Source organism: Hymenobacter montanus (genome assembly GCF_014699115.1).
Taxonomy (GTDB): Bacteria; Bacteroidota; Bacteroidia; order Cytophagales; family Hymenobacteraceae; genus Hymenobacter; species Hymenobacter montanus.
Genome location: NZ_JACXAD010000013.1, coordinates 40,312 through 53,101, shown reverse-complemented (window position 1 = coordinate 53,101; position 12,790 = coordinate 40,312). Strand labels below are relative to the sequence as shown.

Genomic DNA, 12,790 nt, shown 5'->3' with positions numbered 1-12,790 from the left:
TTCCTTTGCGAGAACTGCTCTGATTGACGAGATACCAGGGGGATGTTGCCCTCGCCTTGGAGCGTTGGCCCCGACGATTTAGCGGACCCCGGAGGCTGGCGCTACGGTTGAGGATAACTCCCCTCATCGTCGGGGTCGAAAGCAATTCTGGGGCGAAATCAAAGATTTTCCTTTCAGAAGCGGTTTTTTTACCGGAACATTACTTTCCCATAGCCTCGCCGCTACCGCGCACTCCTGCGTTCAGGCTGGCTGCAGAACTTCCATCCTACTAATACGCTCAATGAACAAGCTCGCAACGATTGACTATATCGTTTTCTTCGTTTACTTCATCATTGTCGCCGGCTACGGCGTTTGGATCTACCGCCGCAAAACCGGCCACGATGGCACGATGGAAGGGGATTCTAAAGACTATTTCCTGGCCGAAGGCTCCCTGACGTGGTGGGCTATCGGCTCCTCGCTCATTGCCTCCAACATTTCGGCCGAGCAGTTCGTGGGCATGTCGGGCTCGGGCTTTAAAATGGGCCTGGCCATTGCGACTTACGAGTGGATGGCCGCCATCACGCTTATCGTGGTGGCCGTGTTCTTCATTCCGGTCTACCTGAAGAACCACATCTTCACGATGCCGCAGTTCCTTAGCCAGCGCTACAATGGCACCGTGGCCATGATTATGGCGCTGTTCTGGCTCGCGCTCTACGTTGTGGTTAACCTGACGTCGATTCTCTACCTGGGGGCCATTGCCATCAGCAGCATCGCCGGGCTGAACCTGAACTTCTGCATGTACATGCTGGCCGGCTTTGCCGTGCTCATCACCCTGGGCGGCATGAAGGTAATTGGCTTCACCGACGTAATTCAGGTGTTCTTTCTCATCCTGGGTGGCCTGGCTACCACCTACCTGGCCCTGAACCTGGTAGCCGAGCACTACGGTACTTCGGGGGTGGTCAATGGCTTCCACCTGATGACCCAGAACGCCGGTGACCATTTCCACATGATCTTCCAACGCGATAATCCCAACTACATAGACCTGCCCGGCCTAACCGTGCTACTCGGTGGCATGTGGATTGTGAACCTGAACTACTGGGGCTGCAACCAGTACATCACCCAGCGCGCCCTGGGGGCCGACCTGCCCACGGCGCGGGCGGGCATTCTATTCGCGGCGTTTCTCAAGCTGCTCATGCCCGTGATTGTGGTGCTGCCCGGTATCGCGGCCTTCGTGCTTTACAAGAGCAACGTGTTCAGCGGCGAGATGATGCAGAACGGCGAACTCAACCCCGACCGCGCCTATCCCGTGCTGCTCAACATCCTGCCCGTGGGCCTGAAGGGACTGTCGTTTGCGGCGCTGACGGCCGCCGTCGTAGCCTCGCTGGCCGGCAAAGCCAACAGCATCGCCACCATCTTCACCCTCGACGTTTACAAGAAAGTGCTTAACCCGGAAGCTTCGGAAAAACGGCTGGTAACCACTGGTAAAATTGCGGTGGTTGTGGCGATGATACTGGGGGTACTCATCGCCCCCCACCTGGGCATCGACAAAAAAGGGGGGTTCCAGTACATTCAGGAGTACACCGGCTTCGTGTCGCCGGGCATCTTTGCCATGTTTATCCTGGGCTTTTTCTGGAAGAAAACGACGTCTACCGCGGCCCTGTTTGCTACTATTGGCGGCTTTCTGCTATCGGTGCTGTTCAAGTTTCTGCCGGGCTTCGCGGACCTTTCCTTCCTGGCGCCCCTGGGCTTCGCGGTGCCCAACGCGGCGGGCGTCTACGAAATTCCCTTCCTCGACCGGATGGGCTTTGTGTTCCTGATCTGCGTAGTTGCCATGGTGGCCATCAGCCTGGCCGAAACCAGCCGGGGCGTAAAGACCAATGGCCTGGAAGTAGACCGCAGCATGTTCAAAACTACCCGCAGCTTTGCCATTGGCACCATGATCGTCCTACTCCTGCTCACTACGCTTTACACCGTTTACTGGTAAGGGCCACTGGGAGCCGGCCTTGCTAACCCACGTTGCGGAATAGCCGGGTAGCGGCGGTAGGTTGGGAGAGCATGGTAACCTAGGTCAAATGAGAGCCGCGTCGCGGTGAGAGGCCAACGCCAACCGCCGAATCTGTCACCGCTACGCGGCTCTCAACCACCTAGCCTTTTTAATTACTACCAACCAGTCGCCGCTACCCGGCTATTCTGCAACTTGAGTTTGGTAGCTTCGCCAGGCAGCTATTGCGTTACAACCCGCCCGTGCTCCTCGATGGAGACTGGAGGCGTTCTGCCATGGCGAGCATCAGGCCCGCCGTCGTATCGTACGCAAGACAAAACCCTAGTTATTAATTATCTGAGTTCTGAACCTCTACTCATTAGGGAGAGGCTGGGAGGAAAATTATGGCTTGTCTTCCAGTAGCTCCATCTGCCAGAGCAGGTGCTCTGCGCTGATAGGGTAGGGGGCCCCGTGGCGAATGGTTTGAAACACTGCTTCGAACAAATTCAGGTAGTTGCCGGGAGTGGCTGGGTCGGCCGTGGTCGTCAGGGAACCATCGGGTGCCGCTACGGTGAGGCGGCCCTCCCGGCCGGGCTCCTCGCGGCCATACCCGGGGGCCAGGGGCGACAGCCCTTGCTGCAGTTGGGCTTCCTGCCGGTCGGTGCGGTGTTTTTGATAGCTGCCCAGCGTGCCGTGCAGCACGTAGGCGGGGCCGGGGTCGGCTATTAGCAAGCCGGCGGTGAGCCATACGTTTAGCCCTCGCGGGTAGCGCAGGTGCAGGGTAAAGAAATCATCGACCTGGCTGCCGGGGCGGAACTGGCCCAGCGTTTTGTAACTGCCCAGGGGCTGGCCGAACAGGCTGAGAGCTTGGTCGAGCAGGTGGGGGCCCAGATCGTAAAGCAGGCCGCTGCCCGGGCCGGGCTCTTCCTTGAACTTCTTGACGTTGAGCCCTGGCTTGTAGCGGTCGAAGCGCAGGTGCACTTCGATAAGCTGGCCCAACTGCCCGCTTTCCACTACGCGTCGCACCGCCTCGAAGTCGCTGTCCCAACGACGGTTATGATAAGCCAGCAGGCAGCGGTTTGCCGCCCGGGCCCGGGCCTGCAACTCTCGCAGCTGGGCTGCGGAGGACGCCACGGGCTTTTCCAGCAGCACGTGCTTGCCTGCTTCCAGAGCTTGCTGGGCCAGGGCAAAGTGGGTGTTGTTGGGCGTGTTCAGGACCACTAGCTCAACGGCCGGGTCGGCCAGTAACTCGGTCACGCTCGGGTAGCTGCGAACGGTGGGGTAGTCTTGGCGCATACGCTGTGCGGTACGCTCGGCCACGGCCCATAAATCAAATCCGGGGTGCGCGGCCAGAAATGGCGCGTGAAAAAGCTTGCCCGACATGCCGTATGCGAGCAGGGCCGTGCGAATGGGAGCAGTAACCATGCCCCGAAGTAACACAATAGGAACTCCACCACCGAAGGGCCCCGGCCCAGCTAGAAATGAAGGCCCCGACTCAGGCCGACTATCAGACCCTCCGTTAGGAGTGGGATAATACAAGGCCGGTAAAAAGGATGTAGCTTAGAAAATTATTGATAATGAGTAGCCAAGCCAATATAAGCCTTATTCTGACGGTGTTACTTTTTTGATTCTGCCTAACTTGTACCGGGTTTTTGAGCGCAATGCCGAGCAGTATACTTACTGCCAGGTATTTGCCTTAAAAATGCAGCTAGCCTGGGCCTGTCCGCGTCGTTTTGTCGGTGTGCGACTGAGGTTGCCAGAACTGGGAGAGAGCTGAAAAATAGAGCCCGCTGCGGGGCTGTCGGGTTGTACCGACAAATAATGTAGATTAGCTAACCGATCAATAGCCTATATGAAACCATTAATTATCCTTACTGCTGCGTGGCTGAGCCTGGGGCTAGGCAGCTATTCTTCGGTTCAGGCGCAGCCGAAAGCGCCAGCCCCAACGAAGGCGCCCGCTCCGGGGGGAAACGGGACGGCGCCGGCTGCCGCGCCCCGCTACCAGGTGGGCAAGCTTTCGACCGACCCGGCTCAGTATATCATCGATGTGCAGGGCATGATGGCCAGCACCAATAACGCGGCGGCCCGCGGGGTAGGCAGCAGCCTCAAGGAGCTGTGGGGTAGCAACCGCCTTACGGCCTCTCAGCAGGCCCGCATCGTAGCCCTGTCGCAAATTATGCTGGCCAAGAGGTTTCGGCCCCGGCCTCACTTTGAAACCTTCTTCAAGTCCGTCCTGGGGGGCGCTAACTCCGCCAAGCTTACCGATCAGCAGATGGACCAGTACCTCGACGTGCTGGGCCAGACCCTGGAGAAAGAATCGCCCCAGGAGACCGAGAAATTTATCTTCAGCACCAGCCGCTTCCTGAACGGGGGCTACCTCCACCGCTCGGGTTACAACACGCTACGCGCCATCGGGGGGACGGTTTCGTTCGCCTACTCGCCCATTGCCGCGCCCACTTCCAACCTAGAATTCGGAGCCCCCGCTCCGAAGGAAGAGCCGCTACCCGCCGCTAAGCCCGCGGCAAAAAAGCCTGTGGCCGCTAAGACTCCCGCGAAAACAGCCAAGCCCGCCCCCAAGAAAAAAGCCAGCAGTGGCTGGGATACCGCCGACTTGTGGTCATCGCCCTCGGGCGGCGGCTGGGGCGACACCGACGACGGCTGGGGAACCCCCGTGAAGAAAGCTCCGGCCAAGAAGCCGGCGGCCAAGGGTGCTCCGATGGCGGCTAAAGCCACGGCGCCCGCTAAGGAAGCCGCGCCGGCCGTCAACGCTGCCGACTTTGAGACGCCCACGGCTTCGTTCACCCCATCGGCCCTGCCCTACGATGAATACTTGGCGCCCCCGGCGCGCGGGGCGGTGATTGTGGTGAAGGATGTCGACTTATTTATGGGCACAGCCGGCGACTCGGTGCTCCTGAAAAAAGTGAGTGGCACGGCCGTTCCTAATTCTGACCGATTCCTGGCCTCGGGCGGACAGTTGGTGTGGTCCATCAACACCAACCCGGTTACGGCCGATATAGCCGGCTTCGATTTCGACATGAGCAAGCCCGAGTTTACGGCTCAGCCGGTCACGCTGACGTATCCCGCGGTCCTGGAGGGCTCTGTAAAAGGCGCCCTTAGCTACAAGAGCGTGCGGCGCAAGCCCGGGGCAGCCGATACGGGCTACCCGCGCTTTATCTCGCTCACCAACGACGCCCGCATTAAAACCCTGGGGGAAAATATTCAGTACCGGGGCGGCCTCTCGATGGCGGGCGGGCGGCTGCTGAGCGCGGCTTTAGACGGCTCGCTGTCCAAGCTCACGGTGAGCCTCGATGGCAAGCCCAAGTTCAAGGCCTTGTCGCGGGCTTACGTGTTGGGCGATACGCTGATCACCGCCAGCCGGGCCGCCATCACCATTTATGAGGGCAGCCAGGATTCGGTGACGCACCCTGGCACGCAGCTCAAATACTCAAAACCCAAGCAGGAACTGAAGCTCGCCCGCGAGGAAGGACTATACAAAACCACCCCGTACAGCGACTCTTATCACCAGATAGATATTCGTACCGAGTCTTTGATCTGGAACCTGCGCAGCCCCACCATCAGCTTCGCGGTGCTGTCGTCGAAAAACCAGCAAACGGCCGATTTTGAGAGCAAAGAGTTTTTCACCAACAACCGGTATCAGCAGCTGAAGAGCATCAACCGGCTGCACCCGCTGCAAATGCTGGTGGGCTATAGCCAAAGCCACGACAAAATAAAAACTTTCAACGTCAGCGACCTGGCCCGCGACCTGAAAACGTCGGTTCCCAATATGCGCACCGACATGGCGGGCCTGGCGCGCGATGGCTATGTGCAGTGGGACTCCCAAACCGGTCAGGTAACCATCCTGCCGAAAGGGGCGCACTACGTGGCCTCCGCCCGCGATAAGAAAGATTATGACCACTTGGCTATCAAATCCTTGTCGGGTACCAATCGTAACGCCGTCCTTAACCTGAACACCAACGAGCTGCTGGTGCGTGGGGTGAAGCGCTTCAACTTTACCAATGACTCCGCTACCGTGTTCGTGCGGCCCGACAGCGCCATTATCCGAATCGGAAAAAACCGGAACATTACCTTCAATGGGGCGGTGCTGGCCTCGGCCATGCGCTTTAGGGGCGCCAACTTCAAGTTCGATTACGATGGGTTCTACATCGACATGGCCAAGATTGATTCCATTGTCATTCGTAGCGAAGCCCGCGACGCCAAAGGCAAGCCCAATGGCAAACGCGCCGAGTACGCCCTGACCAACAAAGGTAGTTTCTCGACGGGGCGCCTGTTTCTGAATGATCCCAAGAACAAGTCGGGCCGCAAGAAGAAGGGGGAGTACCCGGCTTTTGAGTCCAAGAGCGGAGCCAACGTATACTTCGGCAACCAAGGGGTATTGGGCGGCGTCTACGACTCAACGGTGGTATTCGACATCCCGCCGTTCCGGATTGACTCGCTGAATTACATGAGCCAATCGGCTTCCGGGCTTACCGGCACGTTCCGGAGCGGCGGAATCATACCCGACATTGCCACCAAGCTCACGGTGCAGGAAGATGGCGCGATGGGCTTTGTGTACAACGTGCCCAAGGAGGGGTTCCCGCTCTACAAGGGCCGGGGCCGCGTGTACAATAAGGTGATGATGAACAGCAAAGGCCTGCAAGCCGACGGCACCATTACCTACCAGTCGGGTACCTTTGTTTCCGACGATTTTGTGTTTTATCGCGACTCGGTCGTGACCGTCGGCAAGTCGGGTACCGTCGCGGCGAAAACAGCAGGGGGCGTCGACATCCCCAATATGACCATGCCGCCCGGCTACATGATGCGCTGGCACGTGCGCCGCGACTCCATGTATCTGATTACGCCGCGTTCCGGTGAGGCCATCAGCTTGTATTCCAGTATTAACTCAAAAACCAAAGCCGGAACGGCTTACAACTTCAAGGGCACGGCGCTGCTCACGCCCCGAAACGCCGGCGGCAATGGTCGCCTCGATGGGCCGCAGTCGTTCATTAAGTCGCCGGAGTTCGTCTTTAAATCGGACAGTTACTCCGGCAAGCGCGCCACCATCAACGTTAAGTCGGCCGAAACCAACAAGCCGGCCCTCACCGCCAACGAGGTCACTTTCGATTACAGCCTGAAGAAGGGCTACGCCGATTTCAAGCGGGAGGAAGGCAGCACGGCCAGCATCGACTTGCCCTACTCGAAGTTTAAAACCACCCTCAGCGGTGGCCACTGGGACTTTAAGAAAAAGCAAGTGCAGCTGCGCGTGGCCGCCAATGCTGACTCTACCAAGTCGTTCTTCTACTCTACCAACCCCGAGCAGGGTGGCCTGAAGTTCAAAGCCTCCACTGGGGTGTATGACCTAGCTCAATACCAGATGCAGGTAGGGGGGGTGCCCCACATCGCCACCGCCGATGCCTGGGTTATCCCCGACTCCGGTAAAGTCAGCATTTTGGCCAATGGCCGGATCCAGCGCCTTAAAAATGCCCGGGTTGAGCTCGACTCGCTGAAAAAGATTCACAAGCTGGTGAAGGGCAACATCGAAGTGCTGTCGAGGATGGCCTTTGCCGGCGACGCCGAGTATACCTATAAAATGGGCCGCGACTCGGTGGCGCTGCGCTTCAGCAATTTCGAGCCGGATCCCATAGGCCCGCTCGCCAGCATCAGTGCCAGCTCCGGCAAGGGCTCGAAAGGGTTCCTGCGCCGTAAGGGCAATGCGAAGGAGGAAGCCGTGGAAACCGTTGCTCCCGTGAAGGGGCCTCCCACCGTGGCCACGGCCAAAATCACCGGCAAGTTTCAGCTCACCCCCCGCATTGGCTACCGCGGCGATTTGCAGCTGAATTCGCAGCGCCGGGGCTTCGCATTCGTAGGGGGAGAAGTGCAGCTACAATTCGGAAAAGCGCACAAAGGCGGCGATTGGGTGCCGGTAAAAGATTCCATCGACGTCAAGAATTTTACCCTCGACCTGACCGATGCGAAGTCGGCCGATGGCACCCCGCTCGTGACGGGCTTGTTCATGTCGGACCAGACGCAGAAGATTTATCCGGTGTATGCCGCCGCGCCACCCAGCGCCGACGTGCCCGTTTTTAAAGTCGACGGTAAGCTGCGCTACAACGATAAGACGGGGGTATACAGCATCTCCCGGACCGATCCGAGCAACCTCAACGCTTATGAGGGGGCGGCGCTTACCTACACCGACAGCACCAACGCGCTTACTTTCCGGGGGCCGATGACCTTCATCAACTCGAGCAAGGACTACAAGATGGTGGGTAGCGGCGTGGGTACCGCTAAGCCCGACAGCGCCATTTACGCGGTGGACGCGCTGCTGGCTATGGACATCACCATGCCGCCCAAGGCCATCGAAGTGATGGGCGCCGAGCTGGCCCGCGCCACTAAACGCTCGCCCGAAGCCCAGGACGGCTCGCCCAACGAGCGATACAAGCTGGGCCAATTCATCGGCGACCAGGGTGTGGAGGACTACATCGCGCACAAGGGCAAGGCCGACCCGCTGATGAAGCTTTCCCCCAAGCTGATGCATACCCTGGTGCTAAGCAAGGTTAACCTGCGTTGGAACGACAAGAAGCGCGCGTGGTATTCGGTAGGCCCGATTGGCTTGGCGGGTGTAGGAAAGCAACCCTTGAACGCCCTGGTGAATGGCTACGTGGAAATCCGCCGCGAAGAAGGCGCCGACCTGGTGGAGATGTACCTCGAAGCGGGCACCCAAGCCTGGTACTACCTCAAATACGCCAAAAACCTGCTGCTGGCCAAGTCGCAGGGCGAGACCTTCGACACCGAAATCAGCAGCAAGGCCAAGTACGACTACAATACGGCCACGAGCTACGGGGTTTTCCTGGGAGAATTGGCGGATGTCGACGCGTTCCGCTCGCACTTTGAGAAGGACTACCTGCACAAGTCGGGCAAGGTAGCTGCCCTCTCCACGGCCCCAGAGCCCAGCGAGGAGCTTGATGAAGTGGACGGCAAAAAGAAGAAAGGCAAGGGCGATGCGGCGACTGGCGGCGGTGACAGCACTAACCCCGCGCCCAGTCCTCCTAAGAAGAAAAAGAAGGCCAAGGCCAACGACCCCTTCGGCGATGGTACGCTTGATGACCCGCTGCCTGCCCCGGTTAAAAAAGAACAAGCCAAGGAAAAAGCTGCCCCGCCGGCCGCTCCTGGAGCCGATGCCGCTCCCACGGAGCCTAAGAAAGCCAAGGCCAAAGAAACCGCCCCCGCAACAGGGGATACGCCCAACCCGGCCCAGGACAAAAAAGAAGCCGAGCGCCAGGCCAAGGAAGCCGAAAAGCTAAAGAAGGAAGAAGAGAAAAAGAAGAAGGACGAGGAAAAGAAGAAAAAGAAGGCTTCCGACGACCCCTTCGGCGACAGCTAGCAACAAACTAACGTAAAGCCTTACGCCCTTCCAGTGAAGGGAAGAGCAGTTTCAGCAATCTGAAATTGGGGTGGTAAGCTCCCGGCACAATGCCCGAACGAAACTGGTGTGAGCCGTTCGACCATTGTGCCGGGAGCTTATCACCCCAGTTTGCTTTTGATAAAATATCCCCTCCTTTGCGAGGACAGAGGATATCGTCCATCCCTCGGCCTTACCCATGATCATCATCCTGCTCGCTCTTCTGACTGCCTACCTGCTTGGTTCCATCCCCACGGCCCTGTGGGTGGGGCGCCGCTTCTTCGGCTTGGCCGACATCCGTGAGCATGGTTCTGGTAACGCTGGGGCCACCAACACGTTTCGTGTGCTGGGCCCCAAGGCTGGCTCAGTGGTGCTGCTGATCGACGCGCTAAAAGGCTTTATCGCCGCGTATTGCCTGCCCGCCGGGCTGCTGGCCCAAGGTGCCATTCCGGCCGAACACGTCCTGTACTACAAGCTGGCCTGCGGCGTGCTGGCCATCGTGGGGCACATTTACCCCGTTTTTGCCCAGTTCCGGGGTGGTAAGGGCGTAGCTACCGTGCTGGGTATGATGCTGGGCGTGGCTCCCGGCGCCGTGGGCGTGTGCCTGTTGGTATTCGTGGCGATGCTGCTGCTGTTTCGCTATGTGTCGCTGGCATCCATGACGGCGGGCGTCACGTTTGCGCTGCTGCAGTTACTGCCCGAGTTTCGGCCCGCGCAGCCTTTCATGGTGTGGGTGGGGTTTGTGCTGGCGGCGCTGCTTATCTACACGCACCGGGCCAACATCGGCCGCCTACGGGCCGGGACGGAGAGCCGGGTGCCACTGTTTGGGCGGAAGTAGCACGGGCCCCGGCCGGTGGTTTCGGGCCTTGGCGCATTTCGGTTGTGCCCGTTACTTTTACCGCTCCGTTCTCACTCCCTCATTACTTACTCTTCGCCGCGCATGGCCTCTTACCTTTCTGACCACCAAGCCCGCTTTCTTGACGAGCTGATAGCCTGGCTCCGCATCCCGTCCGTGTCGGCCGATCCTAAGTTCCACGACGACGTGCTGCGGGCTGCCGACTACCTTCGGCTGCGCCTCGAAGAAGCGGGCGCGCAGAACGTCGAAGTCTGCCCTACGGCCGGCAACCCCATCGTGTACGGCGACTATCTCACCGACCCTGGCAAGCCTACGGTGCTGGTGTACGGCCACTACGACGTGCAGCCCGCCGATCCGTACGAGCTGTGGACTTCGCCGCCCTTCGAGCCCGTAATTAAGGACGGCAACATCTACGCCCGTGGAGCCTGCGACGATAAAGGCCAGGTGTACATGCACGTCAAAGCCTTCGAAATGATGATGCGCGACGGTCAGGGCGGCGTGCCCTGCAATATCAAATTTATGTTTGAGGGCGAAGAGGAAATCGGCTCCAACAACCTCGAGATCTTCGTGAAAGCGAATAAGGAGAAGCTGAAGGCCGACGTCATTCTCATCTCCGACACGGGGATTCTGGCCAACGACGTGCCCAGCATCGAAGTGGGCCTGCGTGGCCTCAGCTACCACGAAGTTACCGTGACCGGCCCTAACCGCGATCTGCACTCCGGCCTCTACGGCGGCGCCGTGATGAATCCCATCAACGCCCTGTGCCAGATGATTGCCAGCCTGCACGACGAGAACGGCCGCATCACCATCCCGGGCTTCTATGACAACGTGGCCGAGCTGAGCGCTGAAGAACGCGCCGAAATGGCCCAGGCTCCCTTCTCGGAAGAGGAATTCAAGCAGAGCATCGGCTTGCCCGCCACGGCCGGCGAGGCCGGCTATTCCACCATGGAGCGCACCAGCATCCGCCCCACGCTAGACGTCAACGGCATCTGGGGAGGGTATACCGGCGAGGGGGCCAAAACGGTCATTGCTTCCCAGGCCCACGCCAAAATCTCCATGCGCTTGGTGCCCCACCAGACCTCGGCTGAAATCACCGAGCTGTTCCAACAGCACTTTCGCCGCATCGCTCCGGCGGGAGTCACCGTGGAGGTGCGCCCCCACCACGGCGGAGAGCCGGTAGTTACTCCCACCAACTCGGTGGCCTACCGGGCCGCGGCCGACGCCATGGAAACCACCTTCGGTAAGCACCCGGTACCTACCCGCGGCGGCGGCTCCATCCCCATCGTGGCCATGTTCAAGTCCGAGCTGGGCCTGGATACCGTCCTGCTCGGCTTTGGGCTGGACTCCGATGCCATTCACTCACCCAATGAGCATTACGGGGTGTTTAACTTCCTGAAAGGCATCGAAACCATTCCGCACTTCTATCGCAACTACGCGGCGGCGCAGTAAATGGCGTGGTAGGGTTATCGGTACATTAAGCTAGGTCGTGTGGAGAGTTACTAAATCAGCGGAGGCTCCTCTCTTAAGGAAGTAAACAGAAAAGCCCGGCTTCCACCGTGGAAGCCGGGCTTTTGAGAAGGCGTTTTAGCAATTACTTGCCGCCGAATAGGTAGCCAATTTGAAATTGGAACACAGAATTGCGGACTTTGGAGTCACCTGAAGATTTTGAAGAACTGTCGGCGAGGTCAGATATGCCGCCGTTATAGCGAACACCAAACTCCAGGCCCTGGGGCAACTGGTAACCTACGCCTGCTATGTAGCCGAAGTCGACTTTGCGTGTACCATCGGTGCTGGTGCTTGAGCTCGAGGCCATGCCTTTAATATCAACTTCGTTTTTTATAGCAAGTAAAAAACCAACCTGCGGTCCTGCTTCAAAAAATAACCCGTCGGCCTTTACGCGGGCCAATAATGGCACGTCTAGATACGATGGTCTCGTTTGAACTTTGATGAAGTCATTCTCGGCCTTTGCGCCCTTCTGAGAGTAGAGCAGCTCCGGGTGGAAGGAAATAAGGTCGCTAAAGCTAATGTCGGCCATAATGCCGGCGTTGGCTCCTACTAGATTTTTATTTTCATTATCGTCGCCACCAGTAAGGGTAGACAAGCTGGCGCCCGCCTTAATACCAAAACGGGTTTCTTGGGCACTGGCTGCACCAACAACACTAACTAACAAACCGAGAGACAGTATTACCTTTTTCATTACAAAAAGAAGCGTAAAAAGAGGGTTGAAATAGGTCAGCAATGCTGACGAGAAAACCTGGACAAATGCCATGCCATACTTGCCTGCGCAGCCATAAACGCTTAACTAGATTTAGCAAAGTGCCCCGCTCATGTAAGAAGTTGAGGCTCCATCGCCCCGAGTTAAGGAGCTAGCCCTCGGCTTCGAGGCTAACGGGACTTCACTGCCTTACCACATGAATAACGCCGTCACACGTCGGCAACAGGAGGGCGTGGATCCTCCAATTGTAGTAGGCAAAGCTCACCTTGATCGCAAGGCTGCAATTATTACTTCATCTCAATAAACAAGCGGAGCACACAAAAAAGCCCGGCTTTCATTGCGGAAGCCGGGCTTTTGAGAAGG

General features: G+C 58.4%; 6 protein-coding genes. 4 read left to right on the top strand and 2 right to left on the bottom strand.

The window, feature by feature from the left end; all coding sequences use genetic code 11:
- Nucleotides 1–280: 280 nt before the first annotated feature.
- Entirely contained in the window at nucleotides 281–1,963 is a 1,683-nt protein-coding gene (locus IC235_RS12695; protein ID WP_191005556.1) for a sodium/sugar symporter, read from the top strand.
- Nucleotides 1,964–2,362: 399 nt separating this feature from the next.
- On the opposite strand, the gene IC235_RS12690 is transcribed toward IC235_RS12695, so the two are convergent.
- Complete coding sequence (locus IC235_RS12690) at nucleotides 2,363–3,385, bottom strand: Gfo/Idh/MocA family protein (protein ID WP_191005555.1); 1,023 nt, start codon at nucleotides 3,383–3,385, stop codon at nucleotides 2,363–2,365.
- A 427-nt stretch (nucleotides 3,386–3,812) separates the two neighbouring features.
- On the opposite strand from IC235_RS12690, the gene IC235_RS12685 reads away from it, so the two are divergent.
- From IC235_RS12685 to IC235_RS12675, 3 genes are all read left to right on the top strand, one after another.
- Complete coding sequence (locus IC235_RS12685) at nucleotides 3,813–9,338, top strand: hypothetical protein (RefSeq protein ID WP_191005554.1); 5,526 nt, start codon at nucleotides 3,813–3,815, stop codon at nucleotides 9,336–9,338.
- 217 nt (nucleotides 9,339–9,555) lie between these two features.
- The gene (plsY, locus tag IC235_RS12680) at nucleotides 9,556–10,194 is read left to right on the top strand and encodes a glycerol-3-phosphate 1-O-acyltransferase PlsY (RefSeq protein WP_191005553.1); all 639 of its coding nucleotides are present in this window, start codon (nucleotides 9,556–9,558) and stop codon (nucleotides 10,192–10,194) included.
- A gap of 102 nt (nucleotides 10,195–10,296) precedes the next feature.
- On the top strand, nucleotides 10,297–11,661 hold the full coding sequence (locus tag IC235_RS12675; RefSeq protein ID WP_191005552.1) for a dipeptidase: 1,365 nt from the start codon (nucleotides 10,297–10,299) through the stop codon (nucleotides 11,659–11,661).
- Nucleotides 11,662–11,803: 142 nt separating this feature from the next.
- Here the strand turns inward: IC235_RS12675 and IC235_RS12670 are convergent, their stop codons facing one another.
- On the bottom strand, nucleotides 11,804–12,409 hold the full coding sequence (locus tag IC235_RS12670; protein ID WP_191005551.1) for a porin family protein: 606 nt from the start codon (nucleotides 12,407–12,409) through the stop codon (nucleotides 11,804–11,806).
- Nucleotides 12,410–12,790 lie beyond the last annotated feature (381 nt).